Consider the following 23,981-nt stretch of genomic DNA (forward strand, 5'->3'; position numbering starts at 1 on the left):
GCGGCTTCGGCTTGAATGAATCGTTAGATGCCGTCACCTGTTCCCTCCGTGACGGCCGCTTTGGGGAGGGGCTTGAACAGGTTCGCAAAGGTAATCAACGCTGCAAGGGTACTGACGAGCACTTGCTTAGGCGCGCAGCCTGGTGGGAACAGGATCGGTTGGACCTCATTTGCCGCATTGAGCGCATGTTTCATCATCATTGGCTCAATGTAGGTATCAACTATCTGTTGGGTAATGCGAAAATCTCCCCACTCATGCGCGCATTGATTGCGCAGCTTGTTGAGAAGGCGAATATCCTGGTACAGCTGCTTTTGGATCATTCCAACGCAGTAAGCCAGATCTACCTTTGACGCGAATGAGTTGAACGATCTCGTTAATAGGCGAGTGCGTGCGTCGGAATTTCCATGGCTGAAAAGCTGTTCCAGCCGGCTTGCGAAGACGCTATCTAGGATCGCAATTGCCACCAAGACCGCGCCCCGATCAGACTCGCGGCGCAAGACTGCAAGCGCTTCTTCAATAGTCTTAGGGTCGAGGCCATCGATGATGGATAGGTCGCGAACTGTCATAGGCATCTAACGCCTGAATTAAGCCGGGCCGCGGAGCGGCATCGGCTTGAGTAAATTGTTAGGCAGCAGTGCAAAGCACATGCGCCTTATAGATGGCATGTTGCCTTTCAGCGCCTGCTGCAAAGTGAGGTAGTTCAGCCAACAAGCGATCCACGAGAGGGGCTGGCTCTGGTAGAGGCCGAAACCCGATGCCCTCCCAAGCCCGCATGCTTGAAGGCGCCATAGCCTGAAGCTGGAACTCCAATGAAGTGAGGCTTGCGAAGTATGGCTCTGGCAGATAGCTACGAGGTATGGATACGTAGCTCGCCCCACAGTGCTTACGAATAAAGGCGTTTCTCAACTTCTTTGCCGCGTCTGCATCTGAGGCGGACTGCTCGCGAGCGGAAGCTGGGTTATCAAGCTTCTTGCAGTAACGCCACATACGGCCGGTGCAATACGCGTGCGTGAACTTGTGGCTGCGACCTTCGCTGCCGGTGGCGTGCTTGCTGTAAATCCTGGTACGGAATCCCTCGGTGGCTTTTGGTGTGCTACCGATGTACCGGATTTGTCTTTCATGATCCCAAAGAGCGTAGATACCGAACTCTTCTGGGAGATCTGCGAGATTGATTGGCTCGGATCGTGTCAGTCTATCAAAGATACTTCGGCTGTCCACCATCTCCCCCTGCTGCCTAACTACCTAGTAGCCGGATCCCTAGGTCCGGTTATACGACTTATCCAAAACCCACCATATGGTGGGCTATCCCCTTGATAGAACTCGATCTTAGGCCTGCTGGGTCCGGCTAGCAAGCCGATGCATAGCCGGACCCAGCAAGCGGACCAAGCCGCATATCAAGAGCAGTGGACAAGCACTGATGGATGTCCGCTTTGGGTCAGTTGCTGCCGTGTCGAGCCCACAACTGCTTCCGGCCAAAAGCGGATGTGGAACGCGCTCTCTTTTCGGAACGGCATTGAAATAGTCCGGCGCTCATCTGGCAAGCGTTAGATCGAGGCTCACGTGTACTTATCGCCTTCATCTTTGCAAATCTCAATGCAACGATGGATCCAACTGTCGTACCACAACCATGCGCCTTCGACCTGGACCCCAAAACCTTTGCCCGGATCCCTGGCGTTCTCCCGCTTCCACATGTTGGTGTGGTCATGGTGGACCTTGAACTTCGAAAAGCCGGCCTTCCTCACTTCCGCGACCACGCTCGACGCGTTGAACTTAGGCCGCTCTACTTCCTTCTTTACCCAGTATTCCTTGTCGATCGTCTTCGCGAGCTCCGAGTGGGGATCGATGAATTCGATGACACGGTCAGCCTGCCCAGGCCTGTTAACGAGTTTCTTCTTAAAGAGAAGGCGGTACGAGAACCTAGGGCTGTTGTACTCGTCGTGCGTGAGCGCTGCGTCGAACTCTGCTATGTATGCTCGCAATCTCTCTGGAACCGACGCCTCTGGATTCGGGCCGTTGATTTGTTCGCCTGTAAGCTCAACGAATTGGATGCTGTAAGTTAGATAGCTGTCGAGTCCAAAGCGCTTTCCGAACAGCTTCTTAATGTATTCATTGTAGTTCAATGCGCAAGCTTGATACCTGCCACTTAGGAAACCATCCAGCGACCGGGTCATCTGATGTTCGATCTCGTGACGCAACTTAATGAGGAATCTGAGATTGTTCGCAGCGTCCTTGTCAATGGGGCACGACTTGTCGTTTAGGCATCGCTCGAGCTCCCAGTATTTGAACGCCCCTGTCTTTGTCCGATCAAAGCTTCGGCGCTTGCCGACCTTAGTGAAATACCGATACTCGACTGATTTGCGCCGGTAGTGCGCGTGGAGCATGTAAGTCCAAGCTATGTTCATCAGGACGATGAACGTCTCAGACTTGAAGGTAACGCTTGGATCGTTGAAGACACGGATCGCACAGAGCGCCGCCTCCCGAGACTTTGCCAACAGCTCTAGTGAGAGCGACCCAACCATGCGCTTTCGAATCGCCATGAGCGTTCCCTCGCATTTAACTACCTAAAAGACTGAATTTTCGGTCTGTTGTGCGACTCAATCACAGCGAATCGTATGACTATACCCTTGATACCGCTGGATCCTACGGCTGCCGGAGCCGGCTTACAAGGGGATATGTAAACGCCTCCAACGAACCAGAGCGAAGAGGAACGTCACTTAGGGTTGCCCCGACGCGCACGCCCATATCGAGCGAGCTCCCGCTCCCACTCTACGGCCGAGCAGCACCTTTAACGCCTGCTTTGGGTGCAGACCGGACGATAATATTCTTGGTAGCGCGTTCTCGTTCCGGAGCGACCGCTTTCGGCCAGAAGCGGACATCGCCATGTGCATGGAGTCGCACAATGGCTTGGCGATAGCCCGTCAGTTGAAACTGCGCGCCAACGAATCGAGTTCTGAGAACACGTGCGGCACGCTCTTCGCCGGCTTATTCGGCGAACCCAACACTGTGCGTCTTCGGAATTCAGGAATCACCGAGATGCTTATCGGAACCCCCGCTTGGCAGAACGACACGCTGGCAACATGTACTCTGCATTCGCGATGAAGGCCGCATTATTGCAGATCACCGTACAGAGTTCCGCACCGCAAGATATGGAAGAATGGGAAGCCAGCTGGGCTAGCAAGGAAGTCAAAGGCGTTCACTCCGCGCCTTCAAAGCGTCAGCCTGGGCTTTAAGCTCCGCTGATGTGGTGGTACATCGGCTTATCCACTGTCCCTCTACCGTTTCGTAGCCTCCAGACGCGTCGACGCCAATAGTGACCGCCAAGACGCGCTCCGCGCCTGTTGAGAGGCACACAGCTTCAGCGATCGCCTTAACCGCACCCAGATCAACTGCGTCCTCATCGCGATAAAGCCAGAATAGAAACATGACCCCTGTCGCCAAGCTGAAGTACCGCCTCGGATGCTGCTTCAATGTCGCTCGAAGGTTGCGCAGGTAGCCAGCTAACTGTTCGCGCCCCTCGGCGCCGAAATCGCGAATGTGGCTATCAATCTCCAGCCATGCCGACCCCCGCTTCCTGTCCATCGCTCCGAGGAGACTACTAATCTCTCCGGGGAAAAACTGAGCCGGCGGGGGCATCGCTTCCCAATCCAGCGGGTTAAAATAGTCATCTACTACCTCCGACATACCATTCATCAAAAGTAGCTGAGGGCCTTCTGCAAGTTGCTCGCGCAGATTGTCCGGAAACCGGTTCTGTTGAATGTAGGCACCAAGGTGATCGATCTCATCAAATAGGACCGCTCCTTCCACGCTTGCTGCGTCTTGGCGAATGCTCAAGTAGTGCAAAAGTTGCCCGGTGGTTGGCAGAAATCGATCCAGTACTTGGATCTCATCGATCGCCAAGGAAACGAAAGGGAACTTGCCCAAGATTGGCGATATCCCAGGTAAATCCTTTGCGCCGGCCGAGAACGGTGAATAGGACTCCACGGTGAGTCCTATGGGTAGCACGACGCGATAGTCGTTCAGGCGTACGCGCAGGACTTCCTCGTAGCGTCCATCCACCAGACTGTAGAGCTGAACCTCTTCAGCAGAGCTGAGGTACTCCAGGAAACGCCGACATTGAGCGAAGGCCTTGACGATCAGATCTTGCACATCACGTGCGTGACGATTGAAGGTGTCGGCCGGAGACGCGATCGTCGCTGCCGCGCCCGACTTGGCTTCCACAAGAATTAGTACATCTTCCAACAGGAGCAAGGTGTCATTTTCGTACCAATTCCCCTTGTACCGGTAGTAGACTTCGTTGAAAGCCTTCGCGTCCTTGAGTTGGCGCTTGAAGACACCTTGGAATGCAGCCTCGCTCCAGTCCTTCTGCTTGCTGTTGAACTCTTCCCGATACGCAGGTTCGCGCTGCAAGAGGTTATAGAGAATTGCGCGGTAACTTGCATCACGCGTAAAGCTTGGATCGACCTGGTAAGAGTCATGGTCTAGCTTGATCAATGGCTTCTTTCGCGCAGGAAGGGTCCTCAATGGGGTACCGCTGTAAGGCCCAGGAGCATAGAAGTCCAGCTCTTCACCTTCTGAGTACGACAGGTCGTCCAATAGCTCCGCTGGCAGCTTCGTCTGCTGAGTCACATTGCAAATTCTGCCTTGGAAGAGATCGGCGACAGCTTGACCTACGGCGGCGGCCATCTCTGGCCGCTCAGCTTGCCAGCTCCCCAGACCATCCTCCATAGACACACCGCGTTCTTGGAGAAACTCTTGAGCATCCTCCATGGAGCCACGGATCGTCTCGGCGGCGCGACCGTGGCCCAGGCGAATCGCATCAGCCAAGTCCTGGATGCCACGAGCTATCTCCGAGGAGCCCACGCCGTAGACCCGCCTTAGCGCTTCATCGTGCGGCGCCAGAGCGAAGGAGAGAAATTCCTCTTCGAGAACTTGGTGTCGGTGGCCGCGCAGCATGATCCAGTTTGAAAGCGCCCTGAAAATCAGATCCCGTGTTTGCTCACCAAACTGCGCCTCCTCGCTACTCGCTGCCACCATCATTGCCACAACCATGGACGTCTCCCTAAGCTCCCCGGCGACCTCGATGATTCTCGTGCAGACTCCTTCGTCGAAAGTTCGGTCTGAGGACGCAGGCGATGTCGCGTAAGCGGCATGCACGTACTCCAGAAGGAACTGCGCCTCACCAAGATCTAAGGCCGTCTGGCGCTCGCCTTCTGCGCATTCGCCCTCATTGGAAGCACTATCCCTCTGCATCCACTGACAAAGCGCCAACATGCTATAGAGATATCCCAGCAGCTCCCGCGGCGGCTGACTCACAATCAGCGTGCGCAACGTAATGGCAAGTTTTTCTAATTCGCCTGCTGCTTTGTCTTGATGTTCATCGGCGAAAGGCGAATGCTGTGAATCTGATGACATTTTTCACCCTAGAAGGCTGTTATCTAGCACGTGGGGCAGCAAGAATCCGCAAATAGGTAGCACCAACTTAGTCCGATAGGGAGCCACTTCTCTTCAATTGGCTTGGCTATGCCATCTCTGCGACACGGCCAAGACAGAAGGCGTCTTCAGCGAAGTGCCTTCATGGGCCCGGTCGTGCCGTGACCTCGCAGCTCTTCCTCAGGTGGCAGCGAGATGACCATCCTAAGCGAATACATCGGAGCCTCGAACGAGTCACGTGGGCCACTTTGCTTCCGGACAGATTCAATCATGTTACTGAGTTCCCGGCATCCCAGACGGATCTAGGGTATCTCAGTCAGCAGCCGCGCGCGCTGACTGTATCAATCGGCAAGCCGAAATATCGGGATTTTGAATAACCGAACCTGCGCAGTACGGTTGCTCCGCAAAGGAGAACCCTCATGCCCATCAAGAGCTTCGGCTTAGCTATCCTTTCAGCTACCCAATCGGTATGTGTCTGCAACTGCAACAACTCCGAGATCCGTGACACCATCCTCTGGATGGCAGTCGGTCGTTTGCCAGTGCGCATCAAGGCAGAACCGAAGCGCGTTACCGACACAGCTATCGGAATTCCGCGCGCCCACGGCCCAACCATCACCCCCACCTCTTCAAACCCCCAACTCCAGTTCACCGCATCGTTCGCACCAGCTGCGACCCCCTGCGAGCTTCATCCCACTTCCGCACATCCACCGCACTCCACTTCGCATCATCGCGAATGCTGCCCGCCTGTTCGGTTGACCCTCTGCATACCCGAACGCATGGTGCACGCATGAACACACTCACGCGCATTGCCCTGCTTGGCGACGTGGCCAGCATCCGCCAGGGCCACCCCTTTCGCGGTGCCATTGCCGCCGTGCCGGAGGGCCCGGTGCAGGTCATTCAACTCAAGAATCTTGCCCTGGATGGGCTGCAGGAACGCGACCACCTGCTGCGCACCGCGCTGCGTGCGCGCAAGCCGCCCGACTGGGTGCAGGATCAGGATGTTCTGATCGCCGGGCGCGGCAATCACCCGCTGGCGATGCTGCTGCACAACCCGCCAGAATCCACGGTGTGCAGCCCGCACCTGTATGTGCTGCGGGTGTGCACGCCCGATCTGCTGCCGGCGTTCCTGGCATGGCAGTTGAACCAGCGCGCGGCACAGGCGTACCTGCGCCAGCAGGCGGCGGGGTCACGCCAGCAGAGCCTGCGCAAAACAGCGGTGGCGCAGTTGCCGGTGCACGTGCCGCCGGTGGCGCAGCAGCGGCGCATTGTGGGCATTGCCAGTGCGGCGCAGGCCGAACAGCGCTGCCTGGAAGCGCTGATCCACATTCGCCAACAGGAGATTGCCGTGGTGGCCGAGCAGGTGTTGCAAGGGAGTGGCGCATGAAGATGATGGCGGGCCTGCCCGGTGCACACGCTACGCACGCCGCGCTCAACGCCGCGCGCGAGCCTCTCAACGACGCCGCCGACGCCAACGCGGCCACCTACCTGCTGTTGGCGCTGCTGCTGCTCAAGATTGCCAGCGACACCGACGCCGCCGCGCAGGACCCGGATCAAACCTACGGCGCGCCGCTGCACTGGCCGCCCACCGCGCCGGGCGCGCAGCTGCTGGTGGTGCCGCCCGAGGCGCGCTTTGAGCTGCTGTTCCGCCAGCGCTTCGCCCCAGGCAACGACCGCCGCATCACCACCGCATTGCAGCAGCTCACCCAGGCCAACCGCGCCACCCTGGCCGAGGTGTTCGATGTGCTGCGCCTGCACGATGGCTGGCCGCGCGATGCCGAGCACCGCGATGTGGCGCTGTCGCGCGTGCTGGGCCGGATGACGGTGCCGGCGCTGGACTTCCGCCCCCTGCGCGGCACCTACCGGGCCGACATCGGGCAGGCAGTGGACCGCCTGCTGGAGCGCAGCCAACCCCGCCGCAGCCCTGCGCCCGTGGCCCACGTGCCCGACCCGCTGGGCTGGCTGATGGCCGGGCTGATGGACCCGCGCGAAGACGAAACCATCTGCGATGTGGCCTGCCGCCACGGCAGCCTGTTGCTGGCGGCCAGCCGCTGGGCGCGTACCACCCACGGTGCACGCCGGCACCAGTTGCTGGGACAGGAAGAGCACGACACCGCCTGGGCCTGCGCACGGCTGCGCCTGCTGCTGCATGGGGAAGACAATCACGCCGTGCATGCGGGCACGCCGCTGCTGCACGACACCTTGGTGGATGCCACCGGGCAGTTGCGGCGCTTCCATGTACAGCTCACGCGCCCGCCGTTTGCGCTGGCGTGGTCGCCCGAGCGCGGCATCCGCGATACGCACCAGCGCTTTGTGCATGGCATGCCGCCGCGCCAGTGGGGCCATCTGGCGCTGTTGCAGCACATGCTGAAAACGATGGACCGGCACGCCGGGCGCATTGCGATGGTGGTGCCGCACGGGGTGCTGTTCCGCGATGGCGAGGAGGCGTTGATTCGCCGCAGCCTGCTGGACGCCAATCTGATTGATGCGGTGATCGGCCTGCCCGATCGGCTGTTTGCGGGCAGCCCGGTGGCGACCGCGCTGCTGGTGCTGCGCGCGATGCGCAATGACGAGAACGTGCTGTTTGTGGACGCGCGCCAACTGCAGCCGACCACCAAGCGTGGGCCCCGGCTGGACCAGGCCGCCGCCGAGCAGGTGCTGGCGCTGTGCCGCCGCCGCGAGGACGTGGCCGGTGTGGCCTGCCTGGCTACGCCCCAAATGCTGGCCCTGCAGGGCAGCAACCTGAGCATTGCGCGTTATGTGCAGCCGGGCGAGCACGCCCAGGTGCCCACGCTGGAGGCGCTGCGTGGGCAGCGTGCACGGCTGCGTTCGCGCTTGGGTGCGTTGGAGCAGGCGCTGGATGGCGACCTGGCGGAACTGGAAGAGCGGCCGGCGAAAGCGGGCTGACACGTCGGCGCGTGTTGGGTTGATCGGCGCACGCTATCTGCTTGCTTCGGTGCATTGAAACTGTTCACTGCACCGTGCAGCGGACGTGCAGGAAACGGAATGGTGCACACGGTGTGGCACGGTTTGGCTGCGCCAGACTGCGGGCATGCGCTATCGAACCTTCCGCTTCGCCCCGCCGCTATGCCGTTTTCCACTGCAAGGCACGCTGTCATGAGCCGCGCTCCGGTGCGCGGCGTAGTCACCCGCTCCACATTGGGCTGGTTGCAGCGCCTGGGCTGGCAGTACCTGGCACCGAACCGTCGCTGCTCCCTGCGCGGCGACGAGGGCAGCGCGCTGCTGGAAGGGCGCTTGCGGCAGTACCTGCAGCAGCTGCGCTTTGAAGCGCATGGCGAGCACTGGCCGCTGGATGCCGAGGGCGTTGCGCAGGTGCTGGCGGCGGTAACGCAGGGGCCGCTGCGGCGCGGCTCACAGGCAGGCACCGATGCCCTGCTGGTCGCGCTGCGCAACGGGGTATGCGTAGCGCAGCGGCTGCCTGACGGCCGCACGGTGCGGGCCACGGTGCCGCTGGTGGATTGGGCCGAGCCGCTGAACAACCAATGGGACATCGCCAGCGCGCGTGGCGAGGGCCAGGCGCTGCTGGATGCGGTGCCGCGCATTGACGTGCTGGAGGGCTACGTCAACGGCCTGCCCTTGCTGCGATTGCTGTGCGTGGAACGCGATGGGCAGGGGCGCTGGGGCCGGGATGACGCGGCCATTGCCCTGCACGGCCAGCAGATGCGGGCCAGCGGCAGTGCGTGCCGCCCGCCGTTGCTGCTGGCATTGGACCGGCGCGGTGGGCGCTATGCGTGCAGCGGCACGCCGGCCAATGGCTGGGTGCGATGGCGCGAGCACGATTGGAGCGCGGATGCCGTGCAGCAGCTGCGTGGCACCGTGCCAATGCCCCGAACCGGGGCTGCCGAAGCCAACGGACGCTGGCTGCGCGCAGTACATGCGCCTTTGCTGGCCGGTGTGGCGGCGCCGGCCAGGGTGCTGGCGCTGCTGCGGGGCTTCCTGCACACCGGTGCCGACGGCCAGCCGCGTATTGCGCGGGCAGCGCAGTTCTTCGCGGTGCAGGCGGGACTGGCGCAGTTGCGGCGCGTTGACGCGCAGGGGTGCCGGGGGCGTGGGCAGGTGCAGCTGGCAGCAGGCGTGGGCATGGCGCTTACGTGGCACTGGCTGGTGCAGCACGTACAGCGCGATCCGTGGCTGCGCCATTGCCGGGTCTTGCTGGTGCAGCAGCGCCCTGCGGTGACGCCCCTGCCGGCTACGCGGGGCGAGCCGGCCTTGTCGCCCGGGCGACGGCTGGCGGCCTTCATGGCCGACGGACGCGGCTGCACCCTGCAGACCACGCCGGGCACACTGCAGGCCTGGCTACGCCGCCGGGATGCCGGGCATGACGGTGACGACCTGATTGTGCTGGTAGATGCACACCTGCAGGCCGGCCAGCCGGCGTGGGTGGAACGCGCGCGCGAACGGCTGCCGCGCGCCGGGTGGCTGTGGCTGGGCAGCGGCCCGCCGCCGGAGGGGGTGTCGGGCACTGTGTGCGACCCGCTGCTGTTTGCATGCAGCACGGCCGAGGCCGTTGCCGATGGTCTGGTGGTGCCGGTGTACCACCATGCGCTGCAACCCACCCTGCCCCGCCGCCAGGCAGCCAGGCGCGGAGCCACGCCCTTGGCCGAGCCGGCCGCGCCGCCCTGCGGCTTCTGGGCGTCCACCATCGCCCAGCATCTGCGCGATACTTTGCAGCACACCGAACGCGACCTGCGCGCGGTGCTGCTGGTGCACGATGCCGAAACCATGCGCCGCTACCAGCGCGCTTTGGCCAAAGACGGGGCGGTGCACAGCGCGGTGGTGGGCCCCGGGTGCGGGCCGAGCAATGCAACGCAGCAGCAGGCGCAACTGCTGATTGCCAGCGACCCGCACGCCCTGCCCTACCTGGATGCACGGTTGGCGCTGGTGTATCTGGACACGGCGTTGGACAGCGCGGGGTTGGCGCGGGTGTTGGCCCTGCTCAACCGCCCGCACCCCCACAAGCACTGCGCCTGGCTGGTACATCTGCCGGGTGTATCAGCGCCTTGGCAACACGGCGCGGCAGATGCCTGGGCCCCGCTGCCGTTGCAGCAGGTGCAGGCCAGGCTGCCGCGCGAGCACCGCCGTTTGCGGGCGTTGCTGCCGGCCACCGGCAGCATGGATTTCCACGCCTGCCGCGAGCACCTGGGGCCGCGGTGGAGCATGGACGCCCACGGCCATGAGCGCGACCTGCACCGCCTGCGCCGACGTTGCCTGCACCAGCGCGTGACGGGCTTTGGGCAGCAGTTGCAGGCAGCGATGCTGGCGCTGCCCGTGGAAGGGAGCGGGGCCGAGGTGGATACCCCGCAGCAGCGCTACCGGTACGACCTGCATTTCTGTTCGCTGCTGCGCGATGCCGTGGCGATCGAGGCGTGTGAGGCGCATTTGAGTGCGGATGAAGATGTGCGTATTCGCCATTGGGCGCGCGAGCGGGCCCCGGAGGTCCGCGACGCGGGGTGGGACTACCTTGGTCCAGCCGCCGCCCTGCCAGGCAACCCGCGCTGCGATGCGGATGTGTTGCATAGCCAGCTGCGCCGTCAGCTGGAAACCAGCACGGTGGGGACCGCCGCACGGCTGCAGCTGCAACGGCAGCTGCGCGGGTTGTTGGCCGCGCCGCGCCCGCCTGCCGAGCGGTTGCACTGCCTGCAGGCGCTGCAGGCCTTGCAGGTGCTGCGGTACCGGGCGCTGAAGCTTCCCGCTGCCGGCAGCGCATCGCGGGTGCAGTTGTCGTGCCGTGGGGTATTGGTGCGCACCTTGGGCGCGCCGAAGAACACCGCGCAGCGGCAGCTGCATCACGCGGTGGCCGAACAGCTGCTCAGCGCGATCGGCGCAGCGCACGCAGCACAGCCACGCGCGCCGCACCTGGGGCTGGCCGACCTGCAACGGCGGCTGGCCCCGGCCTTGGCGGCGGTGCTTTCGCCCGCGCACTGCGCAGCGGTGTTGGCGCAGCTGCCGACGCTGCTGGCCGACACCGCCGCCAACCCGGACCCCTCGTAGCGCGGGGCGCTACGCGGCATGCCCACCGTCGTAGAGCAGGGCTCTGCCCCGCTGCCGTTGATTCCAAGCAGCCGGGCAGAGCCCGGCGCTACGTGGCAGGCCCACCGTCGTAGAGCGGGGCTCTGCCCCGCTGCCATGGATTCCGAGCAGCCGGGCAGAGCCCGGCGCTACGCGGTATGCCCACCTTCGTAGAGCGGGGCTCTGCCCCGCTGCCATGGATTCCAAGCGGCCGGGCAGAGCCCGGCGCTACGCGGCATGCCCACCGTCGTAGAGCGGGGCTCTGCCCCGCTGCCATAGATTCCAAGCGGCCGGGCAGAGCCCGGCGCTACGCGGCAGGCCCACCGTCGTAGAGCGGGGCTCTGCCCCGCTGCCCTGGATTCCAAGCAGCCGGGCAGAGCCCGGCGCTACGCGTTGGGGCCGCTGCGCAACGGCCGGCGTTACGGCATTACTGGCGGTACGTAGGTCAGGGTCATGCCCAGCAGCCACAACAGGCCCAGCACCAGGGGGATGTGCACCAGCAGCTGGATGAAGGTGAAGCCGACGATGTCGCGCGCCTTCAGGCCCAACACGCCCAGCAGCGGCAGCATCCAGAACGGGTTGATCAGGTTGGGCAGCGCTTCGGCGGCGTTGTATACCTGCACCGCCCAGCCCAGGTGCGCCTTGAGCTCGTTGGCAGCCTGCATCACATACGGCGCCTCGATGATCCACTTGCCGCCGCCCGAGGGCACGAAGAAGCCCAGCACCGCCGAGTACACGCCCATGACCAGGGCGAAGGTGTCGGCGGTGGCGATGTGCACGAACAGGCTGGACAACCGGTGTGCCAGGGTTTCATCGCCGCTGCCCACCGCGTGGGTGAGGATCATGGCGATACCGCCATACAGCGGGAACTGGATGAGTACGCCAGTGGTGCTGGGCACCGCCTTGGCCACCGCGTTGAGGAAGCTGCGCGGGCGCCAGTGCAGCAGCAGGCCCAGCGAAATGAACAGGAAGTTGTAGGTGTTGAGGTTGGCGATGGCACTTACCAGCGGCTTGCTGGCGAATTCGCCAAACAGCCAGCCGAATGCCAGCAGCGAGAGCAGCACGGTGAGCAGCGGGCTGTATTCGAGCCACTCGCCCGGGCGGGTGCGCGGCTGCAGCGGTTGCGGCTCGGCCTGGGCGGCACCGTCGAAGTCCCGCGCGGTGCGGGCGGTGGCCGGGCCGGGCGCGGTGAGCCAGGCGATCAGCAACGACACCAGGATCAACGCGGCGGTGAGCGCGATGGACTGCCACAGGAAGATGGTTTCGGTGAAGGGCAGCACCCCGGTGATTTCCACCAGCCCCGGCGGCATGCTGGCCGGGTTGGCCTGCAGCTGGGCGGCCGAGGAACTCAGGCCCATCGCCCATACCGCGCCGAGCCCCAGGTAGGCCGAGGCGCCGGCGGCGCGGTAATCCATTTTCAGGTCTTCGCGGCGTGCCAGCGCGCGCACCAGCAAGCCGCCGAACACCAGCGAGAAGCCCCAGCTGAGCAGCGAGGCCAGCATGCTCACCAGGCCCACGTACACCACCGCGCCACGGCCGGTGCGCGGCACCCGCGCCAGTTGGTCGATGAAGCGCGCCACGATGGGCGCGGTGGCCAGGGCGTAGCCGCCGATGACCACGAAGGCCATCTGCATGGTGAAGGGAATCAGGCTCCAGAAGCCTTCGCCGAACGCGCTGGCGGTGGCCTGCGGGGTGGCGCCGAAGCCGATGGCGGCGGCGGCCACGATGACCACGCCAAGCACGGCGAACACGTAGGCGTCGGGGAACCATTTTTCGGCCCACGCGGCCGAGCGCAGTGCTGCGCGCGCCATCCAACCGTCTTGTGCTGCTGTCGACGTGGCCATCGCCCTACCCTCCCAGGTGATTCAGATGGGGAGCAGTGTGTGGGTTGGGTGGCGGGCTGTCAGTCGCCTATTGGTCGTAGGGGCGAGGTGCTGGGTGCAGGCTGCGGGGCGGCTGTTTGGGGGGGGCGGGAGCCGGCCAGCGGCCGGCACTACCGGGTCGCGGGAACCTCGACCGATCCGTAGGCCCCGACCGTTGGCCGGGGTTTAATGGAATGCCAGGGCGGCGGCGATGCCCGCGAACAGGGTGGCGCCCACCCAGTTGTTGTGCAGGAAGGCCTTGAAGCAGGCATCGCGCTCGCGTTTGCGGCAGATCATGAACTGGTAGGCGATCAGCAGCGCGGCCACGCCCACCGACATCCAGTACGCCGCGCCCAGGCCGGCGCGCACGCCCACCAGGCCCATGGTGCCCAGGAACAGGGTGAACAGGATGCCCTGGATGACCAGGTCCAGGTCGCCGAACAGGATGGCGGTGGAATGCGAGCCCATCTTGAGGTCGTCGTCGCGGTCCACCATGGCGTACCAGGTGTCGTAGGCGGTGGACCACAGGATGTTGGCGCCATACAGCAGCCAGCCCACCACTGGCACTTCGCCCTGCACGGCGGCGAATGCCATCGGGATGCCCCAGCCGAAGGCCATGCCCAGGTACACCTGCGGCAGGTGGGTGTAGCGCTTGAGGTAGGGGTAGCTGGCGGCCAGGAAGATGCCGATGAAGCTCAAGCCGATGGTCAGCCGGTTCAGGGTGAGCACCAGCGCGAAGGCGACCAGCATCAACCCGGCGAACAGCAGCAGCGCCTCGCGCCCGGACACCCGGCCGCTGGCCAGCGGGCGGTCCTTGGTGCGCTTGACGTGCGGGTCCAGCCAGCGGTCGGCGTAGTCGTTGATGACGCAGCCGGCCGAACGCGTCAGCCAGACCCCGGCGCTGAACACGAACAGGGTCCACAGCGGCGGCAGGCCACCGGCGGCCAGCCACAACGCCCACCAGGTGGGCCACAGCAGCAGCAGGGTGCCGATCGGGCGATCGGCGCGCATCAGTTTCCAGTACTGGCCCCAACGCGACGGTGCGGGACCGTCGGGGGCTTCAAAACGTTCGTAAGCCATGCACAAAGGATACCGCCAAGCCCCGCCGCGAGCGTTGCCGTGCCGGGCAATTGAACGGGGGGCAGACCTGCGCCGCGTTTACCGCTAGAATGCTCGTCCCGCGCCACCACGGCGTTCGGCGGCCAGCATCGGCGCCCGGGACTGCAGGACACAACGCGCTCGTAGCTCAGCCGGATAGAGTAGTGGCTTCCGAAGCCATTGGTCGGGGGTTCGAATCCCTCCGGGCGCACCATCCTTGCCTTGTGGCCCATCGCCACGTCCCCTGAACGCCCAGAACCCTGCCCTGCGTCGCAGCCATTGCGATACCTGCAGCCCAGGATGCGTCGTGCGGTGGTCCGCTCCGATCCGGTTTGCGTAGACTCGTCCCCATGGGCATTGCCTTGCCAGCGCAGGACACCTTCGGCTTCGGCCTGTATTCGTATGCGGACGCCGCGCGCTTCATTGGTGGCAAGCCGAGCGAGCTGCGCCGCTGGTTGAAGGGCTACAGCACGCACCGTGGTGAACTGCACATCGACCACGCCCCGTTGTGGTCGCCGCAATGGGCCGGCACGGGCATTGAAGGCATTGGCTTCCGCGACCTGATCGAGCTGCGCTTCGTCCGTACGTTCGTTGCCGGTGGCGTGCCACTGAACCTGATCCGCCGCACCATCGATGAGGTCCACGAGCGGCTGGGCAGGAACTACCCCTTTACCAGCACCAGCTTCAAGACCGACGGGCGCCGGATCTTCATGGAGCTGCTGGATGCCAGCGGTGATGCGGCCCTGGTGGATGTGGTCAAGCGCCAGGACGTGATCCGAAAGGTGATTGCGCCATCGTTGCGCGAGGGCATCGAACTGAGCATCGACGACGAAGCCACGCGCTGGTACCCGCTCAAAGGATCCCGCGCGGTGGTGTTCGACCCCCAGCGCAGCTTCGGGCAACCCATCCTTGCCGGTTCCGGCGTACCGACGGTGGCCATCGCCGAAGCGCTTCAGGTGGAGAATGGCGATGCACAACGGGTCGCCCGGCTGTATGGCATCTCTGCAGCCGATGTGCGCAAGGCGGTCAGCTTCGAACAACGGGTGGCGCCTTGAAGGCGCAGATCGACGAGAACCTGCCGCCTGCCCTGGCAAGGGCGATCGATCCCATTGCGCGCGTGGATGACCACGAGGTGGTGCACGTGCGTGATTTCGTGGGCAGCGGCACCAAGGATGTGGCGCTGTTTGAAGAGGCGATCCAGCAGGGTATCCAGGTCCACGTTACCCAGGACCACCACCATCGACGTCCGGTCGAACGCGAGGCGATAGCGCGGCTGGGCCTGACGGTGTTCGTTCTGGCCAAGGGCTGGAGCACGTTGAACCACTACGACTGCGCGGCCCGGCTGCTGGAGTGGTGGCCGAAGATGATGCAGCTGGCCCAGCTCACCCAGCCAGGGGGCATGTTCAGGGTGCCGCACCTGCGGGCGTCGCGGGGAAGGTTGATTCCCATCAAACCGACACGTTGACGGCCGTGGCGAGGGTGGGTGAAGCGAAGCAGGGCAGAGCCCGGCGCTACAGCAATCAGGTCGAGTAGCGGACAGACTGCCGGGGGCCAGGGCGAGGTATTCCCACCGGCCTGGCGGTGCCCAACAAGGACGATCCGATGATGCGAATGCAACTGCCCGTGGCCCTGCTGGGCCTTCTTCTGCCGATGATGGCCAGCTGTGCATCGCCACCGGGGCGCTACCAGCCGGCGACGATCCAGGACCGCGATGGCGTGCCTTGTTTTGGAGTGCCTGACACGCGGGAAACACGCAGCAACGCGCCGATCATCGCGAGAGTGTCGGTAAGAGACAGTGGTGCGGGAGGCGTACCCGTGTGGGAGCACATCTTCCTGCGGTCGGGAACTGCCGAACCTGCGCTGCCGCCCAGCCAGTGCCTTGTTTATGGTCACGGGGACGCGTCCGCCCCTGCGTTACGGGCGGGAACGCGCTATGAAGTGGTTATGTCGGGGTATACGCCGGGCACGCCAGGCAAGCAGGGGGAGGCGCAGAAGCGCGTGTTCGGCAGCTGCTTCGATGCGGTGGATGTCGCCGGGAAGGGCGTGATTACGACCGTGGTAGCAGATTGCGCGATCGCGCGCGCTTCTGGGACGGCCCCCGTACCCCAGGGTGGCAGGTAGCGAATGGGTAAACCACGGTAGGGGCGTGCCGTGCGTGCGTTTTAGCGTTTGGGGGAGGTTGCGTGCAGCCACCCATGGGGTGGCTCTACCCTTAGCGCGCGTAGAGGGAACGAGGGTCGGGTACCGGACAGACTGCCGGGGCCAGGGCGAGGTCTTCCCACCTGCCTGGCAGTGGCGAACCGCGTGTGCGGTCCACGACGTCCGTGTCGTTGTCCTGTCCGGTGGCCCGGTTGAAACGGTCAGGTGGGGAGCAGGTCCTTGAAGCGGGCCAGCGAGGCCATGTGGAAATGCACCAAGGCCAGCCAGCCCTGGCGGTGCCAGGCCAGCACGGTGGCGTCGGGGAGTGCGGCGAAGCGTTCGGCGTCGATCAGGTGGAAGCCGAGCAGGCTGGACTGGCGGCCGTCGGGGTGCACGACGTCGGCCTGGCGTTCCACCAATACGCCGGCGGTGACCAGTGCGGCGCTGAAGGCAGCCGTGACGGTGGCGTCGCGGGTGAAGGCGTCGCAGAACGCCAGGGCCTGGCGGGTGAGCGCGCTGGGCTGGCCGTCGGCCTCGAACAGGGGCTGGCCATCATCGCCATCGGTACGCAGCATCGGCGCGTCGGCGTCGATGGCCAGTACATGGCCGTCGGGGTCGGTGGTGCGGGCGAACACGAACGGATAGCGGCGCACATAGGCGGGCACGTAGGTGCCGGTCTGCCAGTGGTCGGCCACCACGAAGCGGTTGTGTTCGGCCTGCAGGCCAAGCACGGCCACCGGGGCGGCATCGGTGCCGACAAATACCACCGGGTAGTCGCGGGCGGCCGCGGCGAATTCGCCGATGACCAGCGGAACGGCATGGCTGGCGGCGGCGAACGCGGCGTCGCCGGGCAGCAGGCGCCAGTGCGCGTGGGTGTGCGAAGAGAGCACTACCGGGGTGCGGTACAGCGGCGGCGAGGTCGGCGCAGCGGCGTCGGCGTCGGCGTCCATCGCATCGGGCACGACCTGGTCGGGGGCATCGGGCAGCGTGTGCAGGGTGTCGTCAGTGGTCATGGGGGTATCCAGCAGGGAAACGGCCGGCGCGGGTGCACCGGCCAACAGGTCAGAAGCCAGCGTTCACTTCGAGCTGGAAGACGTCGATGGACTGCGGCGCGCCGGTGACTTCCTTGGCCGCCATCCAGCGGCCGGTCAGCCACACGTTCTTGTCGAACATGTAGGAGCTGCCCAAGTAGTAGCCCTTGGCATTGGTGCCGCCCAGGTGGAAGTTGGAATCGTTGTAGGCGTCGGGCAGCGCGTCGGCCTCCAGGCGCTTGTAACCCAGCCACACGTTCCAGTCGCCGGCCTGCTTGAGCGCCAGCTGGCCGAAGGTGGCCTGCGCCATGTAGGCCATGTCGCCGCTCTGGATGTCCTGCGGGCCGGCCACGCCGTTGGCGGCCGCCCCCAGGTTGGTGACGATGCCGCCCTGCGCGCGCGACCACATGCGGTTGCGGTCGAAGGCGAGGTTCTTGATGCCGTGGCCTTCCAGGCGCAGCGCGTAGCCGCCGAAGGTGGGGGTTTCCCAGGCCAGGTTGAGGTCCAGCAGTTCGAATTCGGAGGCCAGGCCCACGTACTGCGGCATCGGGGTGTTGGCCGGGTCGAGTGGATCGAGCGCGATGTTCCGCAGCAGCATCAGCGTGTTGCCCTTCTGCATGAAGGCCGGGCGCGACCAGTCGCTGCTGCAGTGGTCGGCACCGGCGTACAGCGCGCAGGGCTGGGAGTACTCACCGGCGATGTTGCGGAAGTCGAAGTAGCCCACCGCGGCGCGCAGTTTCTGCTGGTCGCCGAACTGCCAGTCGGCGCCGACCTGCACGCCGTTGAGCCACTTGTTCTCGCTCTTCATCTTGGTCTGGCTGGTGTTCGGGAAACCATCAGACGAGTACTCCAGCGGGGTCAGGCCGAGCGTGGCGAACAGCGACAGCCCCTCGCCGCCCAGCGGGTGGGCGTACTTGAATGCCAGGCCGTCGAAGTTGAAGTCGTTGGAGAACAGCGTGTCGGTGGACCAGTACGGGTTGCCGAAGCGGCCGCCGATGATGTCCAGGCCCTGCACCGGCGCGTAGGACAGCCAGGCCTGGTCGAGCCAGGCGTCCTTCTTGGCCAGGCCGCCGCCCAGGGTCTGGGTGGACGACACCGGGCCGTTGTCATTGCCGGTGGCCAGGCGCACGCCGGCACGGGTGTGGTCGCCCAGCTCGGCCACCACGCCCAGGCGCGCGCGGATGCGCCAGGAGTTGTTGCGGTCTTCGCGGGTGTTGCGCAGCGGCGGCAGGCCCAGGTTGGTGTTGCCGTTGACGTCGTAGCCGTTGCCGGCGTTGATGCGCGCCCAGTCCACTTCGATGTCGCTGTTACGGTCCGAATACAGGCGGCTTTCATTGCGCACGCGCACGTCGCCCTGCACGCGCAGGCGCTGGGTCCAGTCGGGCACCTGGTCCGGTGCGGCCCAGCCTTCGGCCTTGGCCTGGGCCATCACGCTGGTCTTGAGTTCCTCGCGGATCTCATCGCGCACGGTCTGCGGGATGTACGGCACCCGCACGTCGCCGGGCTGCGCGGCGATGGCGCCGGTGGCTGCGGCCGGCCGCGCCACGGCGGCTTCGCGCTGGGCTTCCAGCAGCAGTGCCTGGCCCGCCTCGGGCTTGAGCGCGCCGCTGTCGATCAGGCCGCGGATCAGCTTGATCATCGTGCTTTCGCCGCTGCCGTCCTGGGCATGGGCGGCGCCGCTGGCCAGCACCAGCACGACACCGGCGGCGAGGGCGGAACGGCGCAGGCCCAGCAGCGCGGCGGAATAGGTTGAACGGGTCATCAGCTTGCTCGCAGAAAAAGGAAAGTCGGGAAGAAGGAGGCAGCCGCGCCTAGCCGGCCGGGCGCCGGCCCTGCACCAGCACGCGCGCAGGGAAATCCAGCGACGCCGGCGGGCGCTCGTCGATGCGGCCCACCGCGCGGATGGCCTGCAGCACGCGTTCGTCGGCCTCGGGGTTGCCGCTGCCACGCAGCAGTTCCACCCGCGTGACCGCACCGGTGGGGTCCAGCCAGATGTTGACGGTGAGCTGGAACGCCAACCGGCGAACCTGCTCGTCGCGTGCCACGGCCTGCTGCAGCACGTAGCCGAGGTAGCGCCCGTAGGTGGCGTTGCCGGCGCCACCGCCACCGGTGCCGCTGCGGCCACCACCGCTGCCGGACTGGATGCCGAAACTGTCGGTACCGGCCTGCGCGGTGGCGTCCATGGTCACCGGGTCGGCGGTGTCCGGGGTGGGCGCTTCCTCGGTGGGCTTGGGCACCTCGTCCAGCGGCTCCGGTTCGGGCATCACCTCGTCGGGCTTGGGTTCCGGCTCGGGTTCCGGTTCCGGCGGCGGTGGGGGCGGCGGTGGGGGCAGCATCACCATCGGCACCTCCACCTGCGGGCGGCGGGTACTGGCGGTGTCCTTGAACAGCAGCAGCCATGCCAGCAGCGCCAGCAGCGCGATGCCGGCCAGCAGCGCGGCCAGCGGCCACCAGCGCTGCCAGCCGGCCGCGCCGCGTGCACGGGGATTGAGTGCAGTCACGCCATCACCCCTGTGGTTTGCCGGTCACCAGGCCAACCTGGTTGAGGTCGATCCGGCGCAGCAGGTCAAGAACCTCCACCACGCGCGCGTACTGCACCTGGGCGTCGCCGCGCACGATCACCGGGAAGTCGGGGGTGAGTGCCTTTTCGGTGCGCAGGCGGTCTTCCAGCTCGGCCAGGCTGACCGGGTAGGCGTCGAGGAAGATCTGCCCGGCGTTGTCGACGGTGATCGCCTTGGTCTTCGGCTTTTCCAGCGCCATGCTGGCGCTGGCCTTGGGCAGGTTGACCTGGATTCCCGGAATGGAGGCGTTGCTGGTGAGGATGAAGATCACCAGCACCACCAGCAGCACGTCGACGAACGGGGTGACGTTGATGCCCTTCTCGCGCTTCTTGATGCCGAACCGTTTTGCCCTGGCCATGGTCGTGTGCCTCAGGCCTGGACCGGACGCGCGACGGCGGCCGGTGCGCTGCGGTCGAACTCTTCGGCCAGCCGCGCGGTGAATTCGTCCACGAACACCGACATGTCCGCGGCAATGGCTTCGGCACGCGAGGCCAGCCAGTTGTAGCCAAACAACGCGGGGATCGCCACGCCCAGGCCGGCGGCGGTACACAGCAGCGCGGCGGCCATGCCGGGTGCCACCGAGTTGATGTCCACCGCACCGGCCATCGCGGCCACCACGAATACCAGCATGATGCCGATCACCGTGCCGAACAGGCCGATGTACGGCGCGCCTTCGATGGTGGTGGACAGCCAGTTCATGCGCTTGGACATGAGCTCGGTTTCGCGCGTGACTTCGGCGTCCATCGAGGCGCGGATGGAGGTGATGGCCGCTGCGGTCAGGCCATGGTGGTGCGAGCCGCGGACATCCATTTCTTCCATGGCGATGCGGTACAGGCGCCACAGGGTGGAGCTCTCGCGGATCTGCGGGGCCAGCGTGCCGGTGCGTTCCAGTTCCTGCAGCGACGCCACCGGCGCGCCGGTCACCTTGCGGTACTGCGCGGTGAAGGCCTCGTTGGCCTTGGCCACGATGCCGAAGTAGCGGCTCTTGGTGATCATGATGGCCCACGACAGCAGCAGCATCAGGCCGAGCATGGCCACCACCACCCAGGCGTCGACCGGCATCGCCTTGAGGATGAAGCCGAAGTGGCTGACGCCGGCGGACTGTTCGTCTTCGCCGAAGGCGACCAGGCGCGATTCGGCGCCCTGCGCGCTGGCATCGGCCAGCAGCTGGGTGGCCGGGCGGGCCACCTTGGACACGCGCAGTTCGTCGATGTCACCCAGGAACGGCTGGGCCATGGCCACCGCTGCGGTGGCGCCTGCGGCCGGGGCCACGTCGGCGCCCAGCAGTGCTTCACCGGCCAATGCCGGCAGGCCGGCCTCGATGCGGGTGGCCTCGCGGCCGCCCACGTACAGCACCACCGCGCCATCGCTGGCGGTCACCGCCAGGTGCGCCCACTGCCCCGCCGCCAGCGCCGGCACCGGTTGGCTGCGTTGCTGGTTGACGCGCACGTAGGGCACGCCGTTGTCCAGGCCGATGATCAGCACGTTGTCGCCTTCGCGGCGGCTGTAGATGGCCTGGTCCGGGCCCAAGTGGGCCGGCTTGATCCACGCCGAGACAGTCATCGCACCGTTGGCGGCCAGGGCCAGCGATGGCGAGCCGGGCAGGTGCAGCGGCTGGCCGGCCAACTGCGCGCCGCGCCCGATGATGGCGCCGTCGGCGGCCTTGAACGGGCCACTGGGATGGTTGACGTAGGCGGTGGTGTCGCGCGGCTCGTTGCCTTCGGCGAAGTGGTACACGGCGCTGTAGTCCGGGTCGAACACGCGTTGGCCGTTGCCCGCCGCCGGTGCACCGGCGTTGCCGTAGTACATCCACAAGGTCTGCGGCGCGGTGCCGCTGATGGCCGGCACGTCCACCCAGATCAGGGCCATGCCCAGGCTGGCGTCGTACTGTTCCACCTGGTGGTTGAGCACAGTGCGGCCGTCGGCACCGATGAAGCGGATGTCGCTGCCGCCGTCGGCCACGCCGTCGAAGGCGAAGTTGCCGGTGTGCAGGCGCACCAGCACGGGCGTGCGGCCGAGGTTGCCGCCGAGCGCGGCGCCGTTGGGGCCGGCATCCACGGTGATCGGCTTGCGGTATTTCCAGTCGGCCTGCCACCACGGGGTATCGGCACGGGCGGTGCCGAGCGTGCACATGCTCAGGCAGAACAACAACAGGGCAAGAAGGCGTTGCATGGGAAATATCTCCGGGGAAGTCGGGGGTCGGGCTCAGTAACTGGCGCCGACGCTCAGGTGCAGTCGGTTCGCGCCCTTGGTGGTGGTGGGGCCATCGCTGAGCGTGTGGCCGTAATCCAGGCGCAGGTTGAAGTGGTCGCTGATGCGCAGGCTGCTGCCCAGGCCGGCGGCGGACATCCAGCTGCTGTCGGCCTGCTCGGGAAGCGGCCGGCGCAAGCCCAGCCAGGCGCCATCGACGAAGGCGTACAGGCGCCAGTCCTGCAGGCCCCACAGCGCGAACGGGCGGGTGCGCCATTCCAGCGTGGCCAGCGCGCCGTAATCGCCGATGCCTTCGGCCGAGCGGTAGCCGCGCGTGGTGTACATGCCACCGGCGGCGAACTGCTCGCCGGAGACCAGCGGCTGGTCGGTCATCTGTGCGGAGATGCGCGCGAACCACTGCGCGCCGCTGTCCAGGGTGTAGGTGTCGCTGAGGTCCAGCTTGAGCGCGAAGAAGCTGGAATCGGCGTAGGCGCGCTTCCAGTCGAACTCGTCGTCACTGCTGCCGTAGCCGAGCAGGCTGCGCGCGCCGAACACGGCCTGCAGCGCCACGCTGAGCTGGTGCTTGTCACCCTGGCGGAAGCCGCTGTAGCCGAGCGTCAGCGGCGCGTACTTGAGCGGGGCGAAGTCGGACGCCTGGCCGACCATCGCCACCGATTCGTCCAGGTCCTTGAAGTCGATGCCGGCCGACAGCTGGTGCCACCACGCGCCGGTCATGGGCAGGCTGTGGTTGAGCTTGACGCCCAGCGCATGGCCCTTGCCGGTGACGTTGGTCTGGCCGCTGGAGACCACGTTGCTGTCGGAGCGGTAGCCGGAGAATTCCAGCATCCAGTCCGGGCTGCCCAGCGGCAGGCCGTAGGACGCCGACAGCACGTTGGCCTGGTCCAGGTCCTGCGGGGCGGCGAAGAAGGTGAGCGAGGCGGTGTGGTCTTTCTGCCACAGGTTGTCGTGGCCGATGCTGACGATGCTGCGCAGCGGCTCGGTGTCCACGCTGTGGTCGTTGTTGACCGTGGCGCTGAACCGCCAGGGCGTCTTGTCCTCGACCTTCAGCTCCACGTCCATGGTGCCTTCGGCGGTGCCCTGCTTGACCAGCGGCACCACCTGGCGCTTGCCGCCGCGGTTGAGTTCAGTGAGTTCGCGCTGCGCACCGTCGAAATCGGGTACCTGGCCCGGCTGCAGCGCGGGCACGCGTTCGCGCAGGCGCGCGGCGTCGTTGTAGCGTGCGCCCACCACGTTGACCTGGCCCACGCGGGTTTCGGTCACCTGCAGGATCACCACGCCGCCGCTGACCTGCTGCTCGGGCAGGTCGACGTACACCGACTGGTAGCCCTTGCGCTGGTACGCGGCCTGCAGCGCCAGCCGTGCGGCGTCCACGTCCTGCAGGGTGCGGTCGGGGCCCAGGTGCGGGGTGACCGCGCGCTCGATGTCGCGCGCGTCCAGCACACTGTTGCCGCGCACCAGGTACTCGTTGATGGTGACGCGCGCGGCGGTCGGCGCGTCGCTGGCAGCGGGCGTGGCCGCGGTGCCGGCGGCCGGTGCCTGCTGCGCGGCGGCCAGCGGCATCACGCACAGCAGGCACAGCGGCAGCGGCGACCAGGCCGTCGCCTTGGGGGTTGAAGACATCA

16 protein-coding genes and 1 tRNA gene are annotated in these 23,981 nt (G+C 65.6%); 6 read left to right on the plus strand and 11 right to left on the minus strand.

Annotation, left to right across the window (positions count from 1 at the left end; all coding sequences use genetic code 11):
- Nucleotides 1–23: 23 nt before the first annotated feature.
- From ABIA71_RS05920 to ABIA71_RS05930, 3 genes are all read right to left on the minus strand, one after another.
- The gene (locus ABIA71_RS05920) at nt 24–566 is read right to left on the minus strand and encodes a hypothetical protein (RefSeq protein WP_354283891.1); all 543 of its coding nucleotides are present in this window, start codon (nt 564–566) and stop codon (nt 24–26) included.
- A 990-nt stretch (nt 567–1,556) separates the two neighbouring features.
- Nucleotides 1,557–2,537 carry a DUF3644 domain-containing protein gene (locus ABIA71_RS05925; RefSeq protein WP_354283893.1) on the minus strand — a complete coding sequence of 327 codons (981 nt, stop codon included), beginning with the start codon at nt 2,535–2,537 and terminating at the stop codon, nt 1,557–1,559.
- Nucleotides 2,538–3,183: 646 nt separating this feature from the next.
- Nucleotides 3,184–5,412, minus strand: coding sequence for a hypothetical protein (locus ABIA71_RS05930; protein WP_354283895.1), 2,229 nt, complete (start codon nt 5,410–5,412; stop codon nt 3,184–3,186).
- A gap of 805 nt (nt 5,413–6,217) precedes the next feature.
- Here ABIA71_RS05930 and ABIA71_RS05935 point away from each other — a divergent pair.
- From ABIA71_RS05935 to ABIA71_RS05945, 3 genes are all read left to right on the plus strand, one after another.
- The gene (locus ABIA71_RS05935; RefSeq protein WP_137190681.1) at nt 6,218–6,814 is read left to right on the plus strand and encodes a restriction endonuclease subunit S; all 597 of its coding nucleotides are present in this window, start codon (nt 6,218–6,220) and stop codon (nt 6,812–6,814) included.
- On the plus strand, nt 6,811–8,334 hold the full coding sequence (locus tag ABIA71_RS05940) for an HsdM family class I SAM-dependent methyltransferase (protein ID WP_354283897.1): 1,524 nt from the start codon (nt 6,811–6,813) through the stop codon (nt 8,332–8,334). The genes ABIA71_RS05935 and ABIA71_RS05940 overlap by 4 nt, the downstream gene beginning before the upstream one ends.
- Before the next feature lie 210 nt (nt 8,335–8,544).
- Complete coding sequence (locus tag ABIA71_RS05945; RefSeq protein ID WP_354283899.1) at nt 8,545–11,439, plus strand: type I restriction endonuclease; 2,895 nt, start codon at nt 8,545–8,547, stop codon at nt 11,437–11,439.
- 437 nt (nt 11,440–11,876) lie between these two features.
- Here ABIA71_RS05945 and ABIA71_RS05950 read toward each other — a convergent pair whose 3' ends face one another.
- Nucleotides 11,877–13,301 (minus strand): short-chain fatty acid transporter, encoded by a 1,425-nt coding sequence (locus ABIA71_RS05950; RefSeq protein WP_181393953.1) that lies wholly within the window; start codon nt 13,299–13,301, stop codon nt 11,877–11,879.
- Nucleotides 13,302–13,505: 204 nt separating this feature from the next.
- Nucleotides 13,506–14,399 (minus strand): 4-hydroxybenzoate octaprenyltransferase, encoded by an 894-nt coding sequence (gene ubiA / locus ABIA71_RS05955; protein WP_128095494.1) that lies wholly within the window; start codon nt 14,397–14,399, stop codon nt 13,506–13,508.
- Nucleotides 14,400–14,554: 155 nt separating this feature from the next.
- Between ubiA and ABIA71_RS05960 the strand changes: the two genes are divergently transcribed.
- The 3 genes from ABIA71_RS05960 (at nt 14,555) to ABIA71_RS05970 (ending at nt 15,882) form a co-directional block, all read left to right on the plus strand.
- Nucleotides 14,555–14,631: transfer RNA gene (locus ABIA71_RS05960), tRNA-Arg, on the plus strand.
- 136 nt (nt 14,632–14,767) lie between these two features.
- Nucleotides 14,768–15,472, plus strand: coding sequence for a DUF433 domain-containing protein (locus ABIA71_RS05965; RefSeq protein ID WP_354283902.1), 705 nt, complete (start codon nt 14,768–14,770; stop codon nt 15,470–15,472).
- On the plus strand, nt 15,469–15,882 hold the full coding sequence (locus ABIA71_RS05970; RefSeq protein ID WP_141057857.1) for a PIN-like domain-containing protein: 414 nt from the start codon (nt 15,469–15,471) through the stop codon (nt 15,880–15,882). Before ABIA71_RS05965 ends, ABIA71_RS05970 begins: the two co-directional genes overlap by 4 nt.
- An 895-nt stretch (nt 15,883–16,777) precedes the next feature.
- Here the strand turns inward: ABIA71_RS05970 and ABIA71_RS05975 are convergent.
- Genes ABIA71_RS05975 through ABIA71_RS06000 form a run of 6 tightly spaced genes read right to left on the minus strand, consistent with a single transcriptional unit; the run spans nt 16,778 to nt 23,979 of the window.
- On the minus strand, nt 16,778–17,569 hold the full coding sequence (locus ABIA71_RS05975) for a SapC family protein (protein WP_354283904.1): 792 nt from the start codon (nt 17,567–17,569) through the stop codon (nt 16,778–16,780).
- Nucleotides 17,570–17,618: 49 nt separating this feature from the next.
- The gene (locus ABIA71_RS05980; protein WP_354283906.1) at nt 17,619–19,349 is read right to left on the minus strand and encodes a putative porin; all 1,731 of its coding nucleotides are present in this window, start codon (nt 19,347–19,349) and stop codon (nt 17,619–17,621) included.
- Nucleotides 19,350–19,398: 49 nt separating this feature from the next.
- A complete protein-coding gene (locus ABIA71_RS05985) occupies nt 19,399–20,088 on the minus strand; it encodes an energy transducer TonB family protein (RefSeq protein WP_354283908.1) in 690 nt (229 codons plus the stop codon).
- A 4-nt stretch (nt 20,089–20,092) separates the two neighbouring features.
- Nucleotides 20,093–20,506: an ExbD/TolR family protein gene (locus tag ABIA71_RS05990; protein ID WP_128096782.1), complete on the minus strand. Its 414-nt coding sequence runs from the start codon at nt 20,504–20,506 to the stop codon at nt 20,093–20,095.
- Between the two features lie 11 nt (nt 20,507–20,517).
- Entirely contained in the window at nt 20,518–22,320 is a 1,803-nt protein-coding gene (locus ABIA71_RS05995) for a DUF2341 domain-containing protein (RefSeq protein WP_354283910.1), read from the minus strand.
- 33 nt (nt 22,321–22,353) lie between these two features.
- Nucleotides 22,354–23,979 carry a ShlB/FhaC/HecB family hemolysin secretion/activation protein gene (locus tag ABIA71_RS06000; RefSeq protein ID WP_354283912.1) on the minus strand — a complete coding sequence of 542 codons (1,626 nt, stop codon included), beginning with the start codon at nt 23,977–23,979 and terminating at the stop codon, nt 22,354–22,356.
- Nucleotides 23,980–23,981 lie beyond the last annotated feature (2 nt).

The sequence above is a fragment of the Stenotrophomonas sp. 2619 genome, assembly GCF_040548725.1.
Taxonomy (GTDB): domain Bacteria; phylum Pseudomonadota; class Gammaproteobacteria; order Xanthomonadales; family Xanthomonadaceae; genus Stenotrophomonas; species Stenotrophomonas maltophilia_AP.